The sequence below is a fragment of the Trebonia kvetii genome, from assembly GCF_007827045.1.
In the GTDB taxonomy this organism is placed as follows: domain Bacteria; phylum Actinomycetota; class Actinomycetes; order Streptosporangiales; family Streptosporangiaceae; genus Trebonia; species Trebonia kvetii.
The window spans coordinates 518,005-535,030 of record NZ_RPFW01000002.1; the positions used below are offsets into that span (position 1 = coordinate 518,005).

Consider the following 17,026-nt stretch of genomic DNA (forward strand, 5'->3'; position numbering starts at 1 on the left):
GCCCGGTTTTTAGTTTCAATGTGCCATTGATGCGCAATGGTGGGGAACGTGAGCGACGTCGGCGGGACAGGGACAGCCGTCGGCGCGCCACGCGTGGTTCCCCTGCGGGACAACGCGGGGTTCCGGCTGCTGTGGATCGGCCAGCTGCTGTCCGACACCGGCTCCGAGACCGGACGGCTCGCCTACCCGCTGCTCATCTTGGCGCTGACCCATTCGGCGGTGCTCGCGGGCGCCGTGGGGACGGCGCGGGCGATCGCCGTGTTCTGCGTGCAACTGCCGGGCGGGCCGCTGGCGGACCGCTTCGACCGCCGGCTGACGATGATCGCGTGCGACACGATGCGTGCCCTGCTGCTTGCCCTGCTGGCTGTCTTGATCGTGGTGCAGCTGGCGTCATGGCCGGTCGTTCTGGTGGTCAGCCTGATCGAAGGGGCCGCGGGTGCCATCTTCAACCCGGCGGCCTCCGCCGCGCTGCCGGCGATCGTCCCCGACGGGCAGCTTGAGCGAGCGTGGGCGGCCACCGAGGCCCGGATGTACGGGGCAAGCCTGGCGGGCCCGGCGCTCGGCGGAGCACTGTTCGCGCTGGGCCGTGCCATCCCGTTTCTCGCTGACGCGGTCTCCTACGCGGCTTCGTTTGGCACCGTAAGCCGGATCAAAGGCAGCTTCCGGCCGGAGCGGACGGCCACCCGCAAGGCGCTGTGGCGCGAGGTAGCCGACGGCCTGCGCGTGGTGTGGCAGGTGCCGGTCCTGCGCACAGTGGTGATCGCGGCGCCCCTGGTCAACTTCGCCTTCACCGGCGTGTTCTTCACCATCACGCTCGCGCTGCGCCAGCACGGCACCTCCACCGCGGTGATCGGCCTGGTGCAGGCGGCCATCGCGGCCGGCGGGCTGCTCGGCGCAGTGCTGGCACCCCGGCTGCAGGGACGCCTGCGTCTGTCGACGATGGTCGCCACGATTGACACCGCCGGCGCGCTGCTGTTCGGCGTCGCGGCCCTGCTGATTGCGTCGCCGCTCGTGGCGGTGCCGGTCGCGCTTTCGATGCTGCTCGCGCCCGCGGTGAACGCCTCACTTGTCGCTGTGATGCTGCGCAGCGCGCCGGAGGAGATGCGCGGACGGGTCAGCAACACGGTGCTCATGGCGGCGACCGCGCTGTCCACATTGGCGCCGCTTGCCGCCGGCCTGTTTGTCCAGCACGTGTCCGCCGCCTGGGCGATCGGCGCCTTCGCCGTCGCGATGACGGCGGCTGCGGTGATCGGCCAGCTCCTGCCTGGCCTGCGAGAAGCGGAGGCGCTCGCCGCGGCCCCGGACAGGAAATGAGGCCGACCGCACGAGAAAACTCCGCGACGGCATCTCACGGCGTGCCCCCTGGCGCGCGTCTTCGTGGTGCGCGCCCACCCACGGACGCACCCGACGATTCGCCACAGGAAAGGGGCAGGACCCATGCCGATCGAGGAGAACAAGGCCATCGTGGGCCGGTGGTTCAGCGAGTTCTGGGGCAAGGACTTCAACCCGGCCGTCATCGACGAACTGGCCGCCCCGAACATCCGTTTCGAGTACTCGCTGCACACGCCGCTGCGCGGCAAGGACGCGGTCCGCGCGTTCGCGGGCAAATTCCGCGCCGCGTTCCCCGACCTCAACTTCTGGGGTACCGCCGACCTGATCGCCGAGGGCGACTACGTGGTCGGCCAGTGGGAAGGCGGCGGCACGCACACCGGGGACGCGTTCGAGGACACGCCCTACGGCCCGGTGCCCGCCGCCACCGGGAAGGTCCTGCGGTTCACCGGCACGACGGTACTGAAGGTCGAGAACGGCCTCATCACGCAGGAGATCGGCCTCGACGACGGCGTCACCGCACTGCGCCAGCTCGGGCTCATCCCCGACGCCTGACGCGGAGAACCAGGGTGTGCCGTGCGCGGGTTCCGGCCCCGCTGCGGCACTCCCCGGTGCCGCTAATCAGGACTCAGAACGGGTTCGTGGTGCCACTCCCCGCCTCCTTCCACGCGCGGTACCGGTCCGGGCAGCAGACGGCGCACGGACGATATCCGGCGGCGATCGCGGCCGCCTCGTCGGCGAAGAAGACACGGTGCCGCACGTACCCGCCACGGGCGATGGCGCGCAGCGCCGACGGACAGTCGAGGCGGCCGTAGATCCGGGTGCCCCGGTGACCGCCCCACTCGCCCCGCACGTCCGACTCATACGGCGTGCCGTCCGCGCCGAGCAGCGTGTAGCTCATTCCGCCTCCCACTGGGGCAGACGCGCCGGGCATGCCGAACGTGATATCGCCGCCCGCCATGAGCCTCTCACCGATGGATCACGAGCAAGTCAGCGTGCCGAGTCAGCTGCCGGACGGCGGTGCCGACGACGACGTGGCCGGCGGCGAGGAGTCGGTCGGCGAAGCCGGGGACTCTGAGGGCGCGGACGACGGCGGAGGCGAAGACGGTGCCGTCGGGTTCGGCGACGGGTCGGTCGGCGTCGGCGTCGGCGCGGGCGACGGCGTCGTCGGGGTGGGCCCGGCCGTCGTCGGGAGCGGCGACGGCTGGCGTGACGTTACCGTCCAGGTGAAGGTGAGCGAGCCCGCGACCCCGGATGAGTACGCGGCGCTTACCGTCACCCGGTAGCTGCCCGCCGCCGTGATGGTCCCGGTGATGAGCCCCCCGGTGCTGATCGACGGGCCCGGCGGCATGCCCGACGCGGTGAACTGCGGCGACTGCCCGGCCGCGGCGTTGAGCGAGCTGACCTGCAACTGAATCGCGTCGCCGGCCGCGCTTTGCTGGTCGCCTGGATCCAGCAGCCGCACCGCGGCGCTCAGGAGATAGCTGACGTCCGCGTGCCCGACAATGCCGGGGACGCTCCCCCGGCTCGTGTACTGCCAGAACGTCCAGGTACCCCACCCGGCCGGCATCTCCGGGCTGCCGCTGCGGTACGCGGCCACCCACAGCTGATTGGACCCGAACGCGGTGCTGTCCCCGGTGCAGGTGCTCCACCAGTCCGCGGTGGTGTAAATGAACGGCGACTGGCCGGTGAGCCGCTGCGCCTCGCCGGTGAACGCGGACAGCCACGCGACCATTTGGGCGGGCGACAGCCCGTAGCATTCGGCGCCGTAGGGGTTGTATTCGATGTCGAGCGCCAGCGGCAGGGTGTCCGTCGGGAGAGTAGCCGCCGTTCGCGACGGCGTAGTCGGCCTGGCTGACGCCGTCGCTGACGTTGGGGATGGCGAAATGGTACCCGGCGGAGTACAGGCCTGCCGCCTTCGCCTGCGCCAGGTCAGAACCGTAGTAGGGGTTCGCGTAGTAGTCGCCCTCGGTGGCCTTGACGAACGCGAACTTGTACCCGGCGGCGGCGGCGACCTGCGGCCAGTCGATGGGGGCGCCGTTCGCGTGCTGGTAGTCGGCCACGTCGACACCGAGCGCTCCCGCGTCCGCGGGCGGCGGGGACGTGACGGCGGAAGTGGACAGCTGCTGCTGTAGTTGCGGTGAGTGCGCGGACCCCACATTGTTCCGTCGCACGCCGTCCACGACCGGCGGCGGCTTCTCCACGATCTGCTGGGCTGCCTGTCCGTCGGCGGGGACTGTGGCATCAGGATCGATCGTCAGCGCAGGAGCGGGGGCGGCCGAGGCGCCCGCGGCCGTCGGCGCCTGCTGTGCGGTCATGGTGACGGGAGGCCCCTGGGCTGCCGCCGGAAGCCGCGAGGATCGCTCCGATGCTGCCGGGCAATGCCAAGGCGGTCAGCGCGGCGATAACCGCCGGGCGGTGCGTGCGGGCACGCCTGCGCATGGCGGTCCTCGGCAGGCGGGACATCACGAGTCGCGCTAGGCCAGGCACCCCAGGCCGGTCTGACTTCACTTGTGCGAGTGAAACGGCCCCGGCTGACCGCGGGACCAGGAACGCCCGGTGAATAGTGCCGGAACCTGAGGCCACTCGCGACTGGGCCGATGCCGCTGCCGCGGGCAATGAACGAGCGCGCAATGCAGTGCTGAAAAATACCGGGCTGAAAAGTACCGGAATAGCAGAACTCTTGATAGAGTAGGGATTCTCTGTCTGCACGCAAAAGAAGGGCGCGCTCTTGTCCCAGTTTCAAAATAGCACAGTCCGGGGAATGGCGTCAACTAACGCGCAGGCGACCTCGGCCGAAATTACCCACGAGCAGGCATATCTGACAATGCTGTACGGGCGGCTCGACGCGCTGCGCGCCGCCACCGGCCAGCGGCTGGCCGAGGTGCGGCTCGGCCCGACCGCGGAGAATGACCAGGGATGGTCGGAGCGCGAGGCGTTCGTCCAGGAGTACCAGGATCGCGCGGCGGAGCTTGACGCCGCGGAGCGGAACCTGTGCTTCGGCCGGCTGGACTTCGACGACGCTGACCGGCTGTACATCGGGCGGATCGGCCTGCGCAGCGACGATTACGACCAGGTGCTCGTCGACTGGCGCGCCAGGGCGGCCGAGCCGTTCTACCGCGCCACGCCGCGTGAGCGCTGCGGCGTGACCCGCCGCCGTCACCTGCACACCGCCGGGCGGCGGGTGGTGAGCCTCGACGACGACGTGCTCGACCTGGACGCCGTCGACGAGACCCGGCTGACGGGCGAGGCGGCCCTGCTCGCCTCGCTGCGCCGCGGCCGCACCGGGCGGATGGGCGACATTGTCGCGACCATTCAGGCGGATCAGGACCGCATCATTCGCGATGACATGCGCGGAATTCTCGTCGTGGAGGGCGGCCCGGGCACCGGGAAAACCGTCGTCGCGCTGCACCGCGCCGCCTATCTCCTATACACGTACCGGAAGCAACTGGTGCGGCGCGGAATTCTGGTGATCGGCCCGAGCGCCACATTCCTGCGCTATATCGACCAGGTCCTGCCCTCGCTCGGCGAGAACGACGTCGTGCTCGAGACCATCGCCACGCTGTTGCCCGGCGTCGAGGCGCGCGGCCAGGAGCCCGCCGATGCCGCCCGGGTCAAGGGCGACGCGAAGATGGCGGACGTGCTGGCGAAGGCCGTCACCGGGCTGCGCCAGCTGCCCGCGAGCACCATCGAGATCAAGGTCGACGGCACTGTCTACCGGCTCACGCCTGGCCTGTGCGGCCGTGCCCGCGCCGAGGCCGAGCGAACCACCGACCCGGACACCGACACCCTGCTCCCGCATAACGCCGCCCGGCGGGTCTTCATCGGCCTGGTGGTGCGGGAACTGGCACGGCAGCGGGTACGCGACCTCGGCGGCCGGCGGGCATGGGAGCCTGGCGACGAGGAGGAACTGCGCGGGGAACTGGCGGACACGCCGGCCATTGCGAGCGTGCTCGACGCCCTGTGGCCGGAGGCGGCGCCGCAGCAGCTCCTCACCCAGCTCTACGCCGAGCCCGGCCGGCTCGACCTGACCGACGCGGAACGCGCCGCCATCGCCCGCCTCACCCCGCGGCCGTGGACCCCCGCCGACGTGCCGCTGCTCGACGAGCTCGCCGAGCTCCTCGGCATGCTGACCGCCGAGGAACGGGCGGCAAGCCGCGGCCGCGCCGAGGACGAAGCCGAGCGGGCCGAGGCGCTGCAGTACGCGCGGCAGCTGGTGGCGGACCTGGTCGAAGCGTCGGCCATCGTCGTGCCGCCACTGGAGAACGACACCTTCGTGACATGGATCGCCGGCCGGAACATCGCGTCGGCGGCTGGCGGCGCGATCGCCGAGCGGGCGACCCGCGACCGCAGCTGGACCTACGGGCACGTGATCGTGGACGAGGCGCAGGAGTTGTCCGCGATGGACTGGCGGATGGTGATGCGCCGCTGCCCGGCCAGGTCGATGACCGTCGTCGGTGACCTGGCGCAGACGTCCGCGCCTGGCGGCGCCGACTCGTGGGCGCAGGTCCTCGACCCGGTGGCCGCGGGGCGCTGGCGCACCGCGCGGCTGACCGTGAACTACCGCACGCCCGCGCCGGCGATGGCGCTGGCCGCCGCCCTGCTCCCGCCGGGCATTGAGCCGCCGCTGTCGGTCAGGGACTCCGATGAAGTCCCGTGGTCTGGCCGCGTGGCGGATCTCGCCGCGCTGGTGCGGCGGGAGCGGAAGCTGATCGGCGCCGGGCGGGTGGCGGTGATCGCACCGCAGTCCCTGGTCGCGGGGAACGGCGCGGAGCTCGGCCTGGCTCCCGGGCCCGACCTTGACGCCCCGGTGGCGGTGCTCGCGCCAGAGCAGGCCAAGGGGCTGGAGTTCGACTCGGTCATCGTGGTCGACCCGGCGGTGATCCAGCAGTCGTCACCGCGCGGGTGGTCGGACCTGTACGTGGCGCTCACCAGGACGACCCGCCGGCTCGGGCTGGTCAGCCAGGGAGAGCTGCCCGCCGTGCTGCGGGCCGCGCTCGACGAGATGGCGGACGGAGCGCAGTAAGCCGAACCCGTAGGGATGATTCCGCAGGGAAGTGGCGGACGGCGGTGCGGTCGCCGTGTTCCCGTGACAATGGATGGCGTGATCCATGATCATGTCGCGATCGTGACGGGCGCCAACCATGGCATCGGGGCGGCGACCGCGCAGGCCCTGGCGCGCCGCGGCTGTGCCGTGCTGTGCACGTTCTTCCGGGTGGCTGACCCCGACGATCCCGGTACGCCGCGGGCGTACCGGGATAACCGGGCGCGGGACGCGGCGACCGTCATCGCCGGCATCGAGGCGGACGGCGGCGCGGCGGCCGCAGTGGAGGCTGACCTGTCCGATCCGGCAGCGCCAGCACTGCTCTTCGACACCGCCGAAGAGCGGTTCGGCCCGGTCGACATCCTGGTGAACAACGCGACCGGGTGGCTGGCTGACAGTTTCGCCGCCGCGGCGACCGACCGGCTCGGCCGGACGCTTGAGCCGGTGACCGCGGCGAGCTGGCGCAGGCAGTTCTCCGTGGACGCGATGGGCGCGGCGCTGATGATCGGCGAGTTCGCGCGGCGGCACATCGCGCGCCAGGCGACCTGGCTCGGCTTCCCCGAGGAGGTCTCCTACGGCGCGGCCAAGGCAGCGCAGGAGAACTACACGATGTCGGCCGCCATCGAGCTCGCACCGTACGGGATCACGGCGAACATGGTGCACCCGCCGGTCACCGACACCGGCTGGGTCACCGACGCGGTACGCGCGCACGTGGCGGCGAGCCGGACGCTCATCCACATCGCCGCACCGGGCGAAGTCGCCGAGGTGATCGCCTACCTGGCCTCCGACACCGCCGCGCTGATCACCGGGAACGTGATCAACCTCAGGTAAGTCTGTCGTAGCGGTGGCGGTGCGGCTGGCCTCGCGTATGATCGGCTTAGCAGGCGCCGATCGAGGCTTTCTCTCGGCTTCTCTGCTTATCTGAGGCCTTTCCTCCCGCCACGCATCCTCTGCCGCGTCGCAGGCTTTCCTGTTTCCACCAAATCGCATTCTGCACCAGAGGAGCTTTCTCATGCCGTCCTACATTCTCACCGGGGCGCCAGGTGCCGGAAAGACGGCTGTCCTGCGCATGCTCGAGGTGGCCGGGTACGCGGTCGTCGAGGAGGCCGCGACGGACGTCATCATGCTCGGCAACGCCCTCGGCCGCGACGAGCCGTGGCAGGACCGCGACTTCATCGGCAAGGTCCTCGCCCTGCAACGGCAGCGTCAGGACGCGGCCCGTGCGGACCTTGGGACCGTGTTCTTCGACCGCTCGCCGGCGTGCACCCTGGCGCTGAGCCGCTACTTGGCCGCCTACACAGGCACAGCCCCGTCGCCTCCGCTGGACGGCGAGGTCAGCGCGCTGATGGCGCGCGGCGGTTACGAGACGATGGTGTTCTTCATGCGCAACCTGGGGTTCATCCAGCCCACTACGGCGCGGCGGATCAGCTTCGAGGACTCCCTTGCCTTCGAGCGGATTCACGAGGAGACATACCGTGAACTCGGATTCAGCCTGGTCGACGTCCCCGCCGGGCCGCTGGCCGGCCGAGTCGACCTGATCAGGCAGACCGTGCGTGCGGCATCGGTTGCGGTCAGGAGCCACCGGTCCAGCCCGCGGGCAGAGCAGGCGTCGTAGAGCGGCCGGCTACGGGCGGGACCTGCGCACCAGCGGCATCTGCTGGACGGTTATTTTCCGGCTGACGGCCACCGCTGATCAATGATGCTTCAGTATCCGCGCCAGGCCGCCAGTCAGTCGGTCCAGTCGAGTTGCGGCTCAGGAACGCCAACGGAACGGCCGTGTGCCTGGGCTTCCCCACGCCCGGCCTGGTCGCCGCGCGGGTAACGGAAGACCTTGCCGGGAAAGACCACGGTTGCTTCGGTGTCGCTGTTCCAGTTCGCGTACCAGCCCGGGCTCAGCAGGCTGTCGGCCAGATCGCTGGCTAGCGCATCGCTGATGCTCGCGGCCGCCTCGAATTCAATCAAGGTCCAGATGGGCGGCTGATAATCGGCGGCGCCGGTGACCTCGTACCGTGCGCAGCGGATGACCCGCATGCCGTGGCCGTCGAATCCCGTGCCGACCTTAAGGCTCTCGGCCAGAATGGCGCCGCGGATGACCGCTTCAGCTTCCGAAGGCTGTCGCTGTTCCATGAGGTCCAGTATCGGCACGAGACCCGACATTCGACGCGGCCCCTGCCTCGGCGGGTGCCGCGACTAGCGAGGCCCTTTCGCCGGACGCTACTTGTCTGCTTGCTCGCCTGTGTCGCCCACGGCGATCGCCATGCCGAGAGCTCGGAGAATCTGCCCGGCTGCCGAGGTCACCCGGGGCGTACCCACGACCGGTGCTACGGCGATCATGATGCCCTCGATGTCCTGCTCGGTCAGCCCGGCCTGCGCGAGTGCCGGGGCGTTAGCCAGATAGGACGCTGGCGGGGCGTCTACCGCGATCAGGGCTGCCAGCCTCGCTAGCATGAAATCGCGCGGCGAGACGGAATTGTGCTCAATCGAGGCGGTCGTGATGTCCATGATCGTGTCAAGGACTGGCGTGTCGGTGGTACCCACTGATCCTCCGGCTATCCGTGCAGAACGGCGGGCCGCCGCGCTGCGGCTACGTGACGCTCCAAGTTCAGCGCCACCATTGACCGCTGGCATCCTCCTCGACGGGTGATTCCAGGCCAGTTCTGGTGCCTCGGGCGCAAGTAACCCGTAGCTCCTGCCCTCAGCAACGCCCCTTGGCCTAACGGGCTGAAGTCTGATTATCGAAAAAAGATCTTGATCCGACGCATTGATGTTCGTTGATAGAACTGGTAGTCTAATGACAGAACTTCAGATGATCGACGGCCGGCTTGCCGGCATAGGGCGCGAGCGTGGACGCGCGTAACACGCGACGACAGCGCCGTGACGCCGTCCCCATCTGGAGGTGAGTGCCGTGTGCACCGCGGAATCCGCGCCTGCCGGCGAAGACGCCCCCGGCCCTGCTCCTGATCGCGGGGCTTGTCCCGGCCCTGGTTCTGCCTTCACCGCGTCTGGCTTTGCCTTCACTTCCGCGTCGCAGGCGCTGCGCATGGCGGGCGCCGCACTGGACTACCTCAACGCCGCGGCCGGCAACACGGCAGCCGCCGGTCTGGACGGCGCGGCCTGCGGTGGGGTCCTGATCGCCCTCGGTGAGATCCAGGCGAAGCTGACCGCGGCGCATGCCGGGTTCCTGCGCGCCTTCGATGCCGCCGGTGCTCATGACGCCGAAGGGTACGGCACGTCCTCGTCTTGGCTGGCGGCGAAGGCGGGTCTAACGAAGAAGGCCGCGAAGGCGGCGGTGCGGCAGATGCGCCAGCTGCGCGACCGGCCGCTGCTCGACGAAGCGCTCGCAGCCGGGGACATCACCGACTCCCTGGCCTTCGAGATCGCCGGGTGGACCCGCAAGCTGCCCGCGGCGATGCGTGAGGGGACCGACCGCATCTTGCTGGAAGCTGCCGCGGCTGGGGCGTCCCTGGATGACCTGGCTACCATCGCGGCCTGCGCGATCGAGAACTGGCGCCAGCAGCAGCCCGATCCCGACCGTCCCGACGACGGCTTCGACGACCGCTACCTCCAGGTGGGCACCACGTTCGGCGGCGCGGGGGTGATCAGGGGTGACCTGACACCGGAGTGCGCCACCGCGGTCCGCGCGGTCCTGGAGGCGCTCGGCAAGAAGGCCGGCCCGGAGGATGACCGGACCGAGCCGAAACGGTTCCATGATGCGCTGCAACTGGCGTGCGAGCTCCTGATGCGCGCCCGGCTGGTCCCGGACCGGGCAGGCGCCGACACCCAGGCGGTGGTGCACATTCCGCTGTCCCAGCTGCGCGCCATGCCCGGCGCGGGTGACCTGGAGGACGCCTGGATCAAGGCACGGCTCGGCGAAGACGGCTACCTGACCGGCACCGGCGCCCAGGCTGCAGCCTGCGATGCGCAGGCCGTCCCCGTTGTCACCGCCACCATCAACCCCGACGTCATCGACCAGATCATCGACCTGGCCCGCACCGCCGCCCCGCCACCCGCAACCGCGCATCCCTCGCCGTCCGGCTCACCCGATGCCCGACGCGCTCTGCGCTATGCCATCGCCCGCCTCGCCATCGACCTCGTGTCCGGCCCCGCCGGCGTCGCCGCAGCCCTCCGCCAAAGCCTGCTGGATAAACCCTGGAACCCCCCGAGCCTCCCCCTCGACATCGGCCGCAGCCGCACCATCCCCGGCCACATCCGCCGCGCCGTCCTGCTCCGTGACCGCCACTGCGCCTGGCCACAGTGCGGCCGGCCTGCCGCCCACTGCGACGTCCACCACCTCAGGCACCAAGCAGACGGCGGCGAGACCTCACTCGCCAACTGCGTGCTGCTGTGTCAGTACCACCACGACGTGTGCGTCCACCGCCACGGCTGGACCCTAACTCTCCACCCCGACGGCACCGCCGAGGCCCGCAGCCCCGACGGGCGTCACGTCCTGCACAGTCATCCTCCGCCAGCCCCGCGCCGTCGCGAGGCTGGGTCGAGCGGGTCGCCGTGCCTGCCCGGCTGCTCGTAGAACTCCCTGATGCGGCCGAGCAGCAGCCGGGCACATGACCGCACGACACGCATGACGGCGGTCAGGCCATCAGGTCGCGGCGATCTCGCCGCCCGCGTTCATCGCTGCTGGTCCGGCCGGTGCGCCATGCCGGGCCGGAGCGGACTGGCGGGCCGGCTCGGGACGCACGCGCGGAGCGGCGCCGAAGTCGCGCCAGGCCCGCTGAGTGAGGCCGCCGATAACCGCGGCGGCGATGGTGACGGCGGCGAACAGGAAGAATGACGCCGGGCCGAGCGCGTGCCCGAACCAGGCGGCGAGCAGCACCGAGACCGGGGCCATGCCGAAGCTGGTGAGCAACAGCAGGCCGTTCAGCCGGCCGAGGCTGCCCGCGGGCGCCCAGCGCTGGAACGCGGTGACCGTGTAGGTGTTGCCGAACCCGTTGCAGAGGCCGAACACCGCCTGGGCCGCGATCACCCAGCCGACAACGCCGAGGAACGGGGTGGCCGCGATGGCCACCGCCTCGATGAGGAACGCCGCCGACCCGGTGACGACAGGCCGACGCGGCCGGCCCGCTTGGCCCGCCGCGAGGGTGCCGAGCAGCGCGCCGGCGGCGAACCCCGCGAGGATCGCACCGTAGCCCTGCGCGCTCGCGTGCAGGGGGCCGTGCGCGAGTGACGGCAGCGCAACGCCGTTGAGGCCGGCCGACCCGAGGTTGGCCGCGATGTTGATGGCGATGAGGACCGGCAGCACCCGTTCGGTGCGAAGCAGGGTGCGCAGGCTCGGACCCGCGGTTCCTGAGGCCGCGTCAGGAACGGCAGCCGGTACCTTCTGCGCGTCGCCTGATCGCGTGGCGCCGGATCGCGCGGAGCCGGAGCGGGCGGTGCCGGAGCGGGCGGGGTACATGGCGAGCAGGGTGGCGGCCGACACCGCGAAAGAGACCGCGTCGAGCCAGAACGCCGCCGACGGGCTGCCCATGGCGACCAGTGCGCCGCCGAGAGCTGGGCCGGCCAGCGACGCCAGTTGCGTACCGCCGGAGGCGAGCGCGTTGCCCGCCTGAAGATCGTTGCCTGGCAGCAGCGAGGGGACGACAGAGAAGGAGGCCGGCAGGAACAGCCCCTCGCCCGCGCCGAGCACGACCGCGACCGGGATCAGCAGTGCCGCGCGGGCTGGGCCTGCCGCCGTCACGGCCAGCGCCGCCATGGCCACGACCCGGAGGGCATCGCTCACCAGCATGACCGTCTGCGGCCGCCACCGGTCACTGGCCCAGCCGCCGGCCATGATCAGCGCGGTACGCGGGATGCCGTAGGCGGCGAGCACGGTGCCGAGCAGCACCGTGCCGCCGTGTCCGGCGAGCACGAACCAGGGCAGCGCGACCGCGTAGCAGGCGTCGCCCACGTTGGAGGTGACCTGGCCGGCGACGAGCAGCCGGAAGTCGCGGTGCCGCAGCGGCGCCAGCGCGCGCGGCGGCCGCAGCCGGGTCACCGGCCCGGCCCAGTGTCCTGGTCCGGCGCGATCCCCTGATCCCGCGGGGCTTCCCGGTCCGGCGCGGCGATCGGGTAGTCGAACAGCAGTACCTCGACTGGGGCCGATCCCGCCGGCCGGCGGTCCGCGTTCGCGACCCGCCCGCCGTCGAGCCGGAACCAGCGCATGAGCACCTCGTGCACCTCGGAGTTCAGCTGCCGCAGCTCACCGGGTGTCAGGTAGAACAGGTACTCGCTGTCGGTGGCGGCCTCCTCCCATGCCTTCGGATAGGAGCCGCGATGCGCCCGCCATGTCTCGTAGCGGGCGAGCTGCCGCTCGCGGAACAGGTCAAGCGCCGCCTCGGACGCGACCTTCGCCGCCGAGTCGCCGCTGGCCGGGGCGAACGACATGCCGATCGACGTCAGCCGCCACGGCCTGGACCTGCCAGGGCCGCCGCCCGCCTCCTCGACGAACCCGTACTTGGCGAGCTGGCGCAGGTGGAACGAGCAGGTGGTCGGCGTTTCCCCGATCCGCTCCCCCGCCTCGGTCGCGGTCTGCGCGCCGTCCATCAGCAGCGTCTCGAGCAGCGCGATCCTTACCGGGTGCGTCAGCGCGCGCAGCGTCCGTGCGTCGGTAATCTGCCTGATCTCCCGCTGGCCGGCGTCCTGCTCCGGCGCGGCCGTGTCATCGCTAGACATCTCTCGAGAATAAACTCTCGAGAGAATGCTTTCAAGAGATATCTCTCGACGGTTTCACCCTGCTGGCCCTGGATTCCAGGTAGCGCCGCTCGGCGAGGCTAGCGGTCGCCTTCGCTGCGCGCCGGTAATGCTCGTAGGCGCCGGCCGTGTCGCCGGTTTTCTCCAGCAGGTGCGCCCGCACGGAAAGCAGCCGGTGATGCCCGGCCATGCGCTCGTCGTCGTCCAGGATGGAAAGCAGGGCCAGCCCGGCCCACGGGCCGTCGAGCTCGGCCAGCGCGATCGCGCGGTTGAGCGTGACCATCGGGTTGGGCGCGATGCGTTCCAGGATCAGGTACAGGGCGTGCACCTGCGCCCAGTTGGTCTCCTGTGCCGTGGGCGCGTCGGCGTGCGTCGCGGCGATGGCTGCCTGCAGCGCGTAGGGCCCCAGTGCCGGGCCTGCGATCGACGCCTTGACCAGGTCCGTGCCCTCCTCGATCAGGGCCAGGTCCCACTGGGCGCGGTCCTGCTCGGCCAGCGGCACCAGCTCGCCTGCGGCGGTCGCGCGTGCCCGCTGCCTGGCCTGGGTCAGCAACATCAGCGCGAGCAGCCCGCTCACCTCGCCGTCCGCGGGCAGTTGCCCGTGTACCATCCTGGCCAGCCGGATCGCCTCGTGCGCGAGGTCGGCGCGCTGCAGCGCGGCGCCTGATGAGGCAATGTAGCCCTCGTTGAATATCAGGTAGAGCACGTGCAGGACGACCCGGAGCCGTTCCTCGCGCTCGGCACCCTCCGGCACGGTGAACGTGCTGCCCGCGGCCTTGATGCTCTGCTTGGCCCGGCTGATCCTGGCCGCCATGGTGGCCTCGGGTACCAGGAACGCGCGGGCGATCTCGGCCGTGGTCAGGCCGCCGACCGCGCGCAGCGTCAGCGCGGTCTGCGAGGCCGGGGTCAGCGTGGGATGGCAGCACAGGAACAGCAGCGCCAGCGTGTCGTCGGTGTCCGGCACGTCCTTGGCGGCCACCTCGGAGGTCGCCGCCTCAGAGGTCACCGACTCGGCGGCCAGCGCGGATTCCCGCTCGCGACGCGCGTGCTCGCTGCGCACCTGGTCGATGAGCCGCCGGGACGCGACGGTCAGCAGCCAGCCGCGCGGGTTGTCGGGTACGCCCTCGGCGGGCCACTGGACGGCGGCCGCCAGGACGGCCTCCTGGACCGCGTCCTCGCAGTCTTCGAACTGGCCGTGCCTGCGGATCAGCGGGCCGAGGACCTGCGGCGTGAGCTCACGCAGCAGGTCCTCGATGGCCGGCGTCGTCATGCGTCAAGCAAGCCGTCGGCGAACATCACCTGCCGCACCTCGACCCCCAGGCCCGCGATGGCGCAGTCCGGGATCTGCGCCGCCAGTTCGATCGCCCGCTCCTTGTTCTCGCAGTCGATCAGGTAGAAACCGCCCAGGTACTCCTTGGCCTCGAGGAACGGCCCGTCGGTCACCACCGGCTGCCCGTTGCGCACCGACACGACGGCGGTCTGCGACGGGTCGGCAAGCGCCTGGGTGGTGATCAGTTCGCCTGAGGCCTTCAGCGCCTCGATGAACTTCTGATGGCCGGCGCCGAGCGCCTGCTTCTCCTCGTCGGTCAGCGCGTCGAGCACGGCCTGGTTGATGTGCAGGCTGATCACGAACTGCATGTCGCACTCCTCGTGGTTCGCGGGCCCCGGCTGGGCCCTTGCGCCCGTTGGTCGGAGCCGGTGCCGCCATCTTGACATCCCCCGGCGAATTCCCGCCGCACCGATGCGGATAAGGGGTGCCTGCGCGGCTAGCCACGGGGCGGCCGGCTCGCCCGGGCGATCGCCGTGGGGGCCGGGAGTTACCAGGCAACCGTTCGGGGAGATACTCGAATGGCTCGGCCGCACCTCACCGGACGCCGCAGCCAGGAACTAGGTGGAGACCGCCGCCCTCGCCGAGCACGCCAGCCCGGGCGAGGCCACCGTCTTCGTGCTGCACGGCCGGGTCACCCTCACCGCGGGCGACAACTCCTGGGAGGGCCGCGAGGGCGACCTGCTGCTGGTGCCTGACGCGGCGCCGCACAGCCTGACCGCGCATGCCGACTCCGCCGTGCTGCTCACCGTCGTCAAGCTGCCTTGACCTGCGGGGGTGTGCGCCAATTTTGTAGGTAGCCAAGATCATCTTCGGGCCTGGGCTGGTTAGGCGGTTCGCGTCTGAGTGTCGGGAGTGTTGCAGATGGCTTCCCACTTGCTGCTGGCCTCGCGGCAGCGCAGGGTGATGATGGAGTCTGCGCCGCTGGTGGTCCAGTGCATTCCTGCCTGTTTGAGGCGCTGGCCGACGATGGTCTTGCAGCCGGCCTCGACGACTCCGGAGCCGACGAACAGGCCGCACTGCCGGAACCACTTGTAGCGCATCCGGGGGGCGTTGTTGAGGAAGTACCCGAGTTCCTTGTCGGCCTCGGTTTTCTTGGTTCCTTCGAGGGGGAACTCGCGGACGGCAGCCTCGATGCCGTCGATGTAGCCGTAGTCGAGGTCTTCGAGCCGGGCTTCCAGCCATTCGCCGTAGTGGTCCAGCAGCATGAACTCCAGGGACCGTGCCAGGCTGTGCAGGTGCTCGCGGGCATGGTAAAGGTCGACGATCTGGGTGGCCGCGGGGAACGTACCGGTTACGAGATTCCAGATCCAGGCGGCGCCGTCACCGATGAAGGTCAGCTGCCGGACGTGGTCGGCGCCGCGGCGGATCCCTTCTGCTTTCACCAGGCCGGCGAAGGCGCTCGCGGTCTCGAAGCTGGCGATGTAGCTGGAGGAGGCCCGGTCCCGGACCGGGTAGCCCTCGTCGCTGAGTTCCGACTGGTTGAAAAAGACGGCGAGCTTGACCTCGCGGGTGCGGGCGCGGCCGTCTTCGCCCCTGCCTTCCCGGCCCGCCGTCTCCCTGGCAGTCATCGGGACGCCGGTGCCGTCGATCACGCCGCAGAGCATGTCCGGGGCCGGCCGCAGCGGCAGCGGGACCAGCTTGCGGGCGGCGGTCAGCGCCGCCCGCTCGCGGTCCCGCGCTGCGTGCGCGGCGCCGCTGGCCTCGGCAGCGCGCTCGGTGCGCTTGACGGTCAGGCGTATCCCGGCCAGGTCTTCCAGCATGGCGGCTGCCCCGGCGAATGGCCCTGCCGCTGCGGCCTTGTCGTTCATCGCGGTCAGGCCCGGGGACAGGGAAGCGCCGGCCACGCCGAGTTCGGCGTCGCGCGGCGCCAGGCCGTGCTTGCACTCCGCGCAGTGATACCAGGCGCGGTTCAGCGTGACCGGGCCCAGCACCGTGTCGATGACCTTTTCCCGGTAGGAGATGAATTCCGCCCGGTGGCCGTTCCCGCACGGCACCCGGGGGCCGCGGTGACCCCGGTCGGCAGACAGCAGCTCCCCGAGCATGCCGGCCCCGACCTTGAGCATCCCGGCCCGGATCACCGTCTCCGCGGCCTCCAGGCCGGCATCTCCGCAGCCCAGCGCCCGGGCGGCTTCCCCCGCCAGCCGCGTGATCTCGGCGGCCCGCTCGTCCGCGAGCTCCTTCAGGAGCCCCCCTTTTCCCCTCCCGTCGCGGAGGGGTCCTCATCGCCGGCCTCGCCTGGCGGAGCCACCGGGCGCGCGTCGCAGATCGCCTCGTTTACCTCCGTGACCTGCCCGACCAGGTCACGGAACCGCTGGTAGGCCGCTGCCTCACGCCGGATCTTGTCCAGTTCCGGGCCCGGCCGCAGGTGCCGGGTCTGCGTCCGGCCCTCCACCCGCCGGGTCAGGTTGTACTGCGGGCCGTGACCCGGGTGACCAGGCGCCGCGCAGGCGCAGTTCGGCTTCCCGCACTTACGGCGCACCTCGTTCAGCGACCCGGGCCGGAAGTCCCCGACCCGGGCAAGCTGCTGGTAAAGCTCCGCTCGCCGCCGTTCCAGTTCCGGCAGCTCATCGGGTTCCTCCGGCACCACAGCCTCCAATCTGAGTAATGACAACACTCAGACTAGGCCGACAGCCAGCTAC

Annotated in this window: 17 protein-coding genes and 1 pseudogene; 7 read left to right on the top strand and 11 right to left on the bottom strand. The window is 70.8% G+C overall.

Annotation, left to right across the window (positions count from 1 at the left end):
• The first annotated feature begins 48 nt into the window (after positions 1-48).
• Positions 49-1,314, top strand: a complete 1,266-nt coding sequence (locus tag EAS64_RS11020; protein WP_222849201.1) for an MFS transporter — start codon at positions 49-51, stop codon at positions 1,312-1,314.
• A 123-nt stretch (positions 1,315-1,437) separates the two neighbouring features.
• Positions 1,438-1,884: an ester cyclase gene (locus EAS64_RS11025; protein WP_145852833.1), complete on the top strand. Its 447-nt coding sequence runs from the start codon at positions 1,438-1,440 to the stop codon at positions 1,882-1,884.
• Positions 1,885-1,957: 73 nt separating this feature from the next.
• Here the strand turns inward: EAS64_RS11025 and EAS64_RS11030 are convergent, their stop codons facing one another.
• The 3 genes and pseudogenes from EAS64_RS11030 to EAS64_RS47410 form a co-directional block, all read right to left on the bottom strand.
• Positions 1,958-2,230 carry an Ada metal-binding domain-containing protein gene (locus tag EAS64_RS11030; RefSeq protein WP_145852834.1) on the bottom strand — a complete coding sequence of 91 codons (273 nt, stop codon included), beginning with the start codon at positions 2,228-2,230 and terminating at the stop codon, positions 1,958-1,960.
• Positions 2,231-2,332: 102 nt separating this feature from the next.
• Positions 2,333-3,265, bottom strand: coding sequence for a GH25 family lysozyme (locus EAS64_RS46690; protein ID WP_369333559.1), 933 nt, complete (start codon positions 3,263-3,265; stop codon positions 2,333-2,335).
• Positions 3,168-3,647, bottom strand: a pseudogene (locus tag EAS64_RS47410) (GH25 family lysozyme); the annotation flags it as partial. The gene EAS64_RS46690 and the pseudogene EAS64_RS47410, both read right to left, overlap by 98 nt.
• A gap of 446 nt (positions 3,648-4,093) precedes the next feature.
• Between EAS64_RS47410 and EAS64_RS11045 the strand changes: the two are divergent.
• The 3 genes from EAS64_RS11045 to EAS64_RS11055 all read left to right on the top strand — a co-directional run bounded on the left by EAS64_RS11045 (position 4,094) and on the right by EAS64_RS11055 (position 7,988).
• Positions 4,094-6,355: a HelD family protein gene (locus EAS64_RS11045; RefSeq protein WP_145852836.1), complete on the top strand. Its 2,262-nt coding sequence runs from the start codon at positions 4,094-4,096 to the stop codon at positions 6,353-6,355.
• Between the two features lie 78 nt (positions 6,356-6,433).
• On the top strand, positions 6,434-7,204 hold the full coding sequence (locus EAS64_RS11050; RefSeq protein ID WP_246115627.1) for an SDR family NAD(P)-dependent oxidoreductase: 771 nt from the start codon (positions 6,434-6,436) through the stop codon (positions 7,202-7,204).
• Between the two features lie 181 nt (positions 7,205-7,385).
• Positions 7,386-7,988, top strand: coding sequence for an AAA family ATPase (locus EAS64_RS11055; RefSeq protein WP_145852837.1), 603 nt, complete (start codon positions 7,386-7,388; stop codon positions 7,986-7,988).
• Positions 7,989-8,101: 113 nt separating this feature from the next.
• Here EAS64_RS11055 and EAS64_RS11060 read toward each other — a convergent pair whose 3' ends face one another.
• Both EAS64_RS11060 and EAS64_RS11065 read right to left on the bottom strand, forming a co-directional pair.
• Positions 8,102-8,500: a hypothetical protein gene (locus EAS64_RS11060; RefSeq protein ID WP_145852838.1), complete on the bottom strand. Its 399-nt coding sequence runs from the start codon at positions 8,498-8,500 to the stop codon at positions 8,102-8,104.
• A gap of 87 nt (positions 8,501-8,587) precedes the next feature.
• Positions 8,588-8,911 carry a carboxymuconolactone decarboxylase family protein gene (locus EAS64_RS11065; RefSeq protein WP_222849202.1) on the bottom strand — a complete coding sequence of 108 codons (324 nt, stop codon included), beginning with the start codon at positions 8,909-8,911 and terminating at the stop codon, positions 8,588-8,590.
• Between the two features lie 502 nt (positions 8,912-9,413).
• On the opposite strand from EAS64_RS11065, the gene EAS64_RS11070 reads away from it, so the two are divergent.
• Complete coding sequence (locus EAS64_RS11070; protein WP_145852840.1) at positions 9,414-10,901, top strand: HNH endonuclease; 1,488 nt, start codon at positions 9,414-9,416, stop codon at positions 10,899-10,901.
• Positions 10,902-10,970: 69 nt separating this feature from the next.
• On the opposite strand, the gene EAS64_RS11075 is transcribed toward EAS64_RS11070, so the two are convergent.
• The 4 genes from EAS64_RS11075 to EAS64_RS11090 are packed head-to-tail and all read right to left on the bottom strand — an operon-like array spanning position 10,971 to position 14,695.
• Positions 10,971-12,362 (bottom strand): MFS transporter, encoded by a 1,392-nt coding sequence (locus EAS64_RS11075; protein ID WP_187365836.1) that lies wholly within the window; start codon positions 12,360-12,362, stop codon positions 10,971-10,973.
• A complete protein-coding gene (locus EAS64_RS11080; RefSeq protein WP_145852842.1) occupies positions 12,359-13,039 on the bottom strand; it encodes a winged helix-turn-helix domain-containing protein in 681 nt (226 codons plus the stop codon). Before EAS64_RS11080 ends, EAS64_RS11075 begins: the two co-directional genes overlap by 4 nt.
• Before the next feature lie 31 nt (positions 13,040-13,070).
• Positions 13,071-14,327 (bottom strand): RNA polymerase sigma factor, encoded by a 1,257-nt coding sequence (locus EAS64_RS11085; RefSeq protein ID WP_145852843.1) that lies wholly within the window; start codon positions 14,325-14,327, stop codon positions 13,071-13,073.
• Entirely contained in the window at positions 14,324-14,695 is a 372-nt protein-coding gene (locus tag EAS64_RS11090; protein WP_145852844.1) for a YciI family protein, read from the bottom strand. The genes EAS64_RS11085 and EAS64_RS11090 overlap by 4 nt, the downstream gene beginning before the upstream one ends.
• 253 nt (positions 14,696-14,948) lie before the next feature.
• Between EAS64_RS11090 and EAS64_RS11095 the strand changes: the two genes are divergently transcribed.
• Complete coding sequence (locus tag EAS64_RS11095) at positions 14,949-15,152, top strand: cupin domain-containing protein (RefSeq protein ID WP_145852845.1); 204 nt, start codon at positions 14,949-14,951, stop codon at positions 15,150-15,152.
• Positions 15,153-15,211: 59 nt separating this feature from the next.
• Here the strand turns inward: EAS64_RS11095 and EAS64_RS11100 are convergent, their stop codons facing one another.
• Together EAS64_RS11100 and EAS64_RS11105 are read right to left on the bottom strand one after the other, a co-directional pair.
• Positions 15,212-16,465, bottom strand: coding sequence for an ISKra4 family transposase (locus EAS64_RS11100; protein WP_187365837.1), 1,254 nt, complete (start codon positions 16,463-16,465; stop codon positions 15,212-15,214).
• 101 nt (positions 16,466-16,566) lie between these two features.
• Positions 16,567-16,971 (bottom strand): DUF6788 family protein, encoded by a 405-nt coding sequence (locus EAS64_RS11105; RefSeq protein ID WP_145851094.1) that lies wholly within the window; start codon positions 16,969-16,971, stop codon positions 16,567-16,569.
• Positions 16,972-17,026: the final 55 nt, after the last annotated feature.

Coding starts and splice junctions, on each gene's coding strand:
- EAS64_RS11025 (WP_145852833.1), top strand. CDS start 1,438: ATGCCGATCGAGGAGAACAAGGCCATCGTGGGCCGGTGGTTCAGCGAG.
- EAS64_RS11030 (WP_145852834.1), bottom strand. CDS start 2,230: ATGAGCTACACGCTGCTCGGCGCGGACGGCACGCCGTATGAGTCGGAC.
- EAS64_RS11045 (WP_145852836.1), top strand. CDS start 4,094: ATGGCGTCAACTAACGCGCAGGCGACCTCGGCCGAAATTACCCACGAG.
- EAS64_RS11055 (WP_145852837.1), top strand. CDS start 7,386: ATGCCGTCCTACATTCTCACCGGGGCGCCAGGTGCCGGAAAGACGGCT.
- EAS64_RS11060 (WP_145852838.1), bottom strand. CDS start 8,500: ATGGAACAGCGACAGCCTTCGGAAGCTGAAGCGGTCATCCGCGGCGCC.
- EAS64_RS11070 (WP_145852840.1), top strand. CDS start 9,414: ATGGCGGGCGCCGCACTGGACTACCTCAACGCCGCGGCCGGCAACACG.
- EAS64_RS11080 (WP_145852842.1), bottom strand. CDS start 13,039: ATGTCTAGCGATGACACGGCCGCGCCGGAGCAGGACGCCGGCCAGCGG.
- EAS64_RS11085 (WP_145852843.1), bottom strand. CDS start 14,327: ATGACGACGCCGGCCATCGAGGACCTGCTGCGTGAGCTCACGCCGCAG.
- EAS64_RS11090 (WP_145852844.1), bottom strand. CDS start 14,695: ATGCAGTTCGTGATCAGCCTGCACATCAACCAGGCCGTGCTCGACGCG.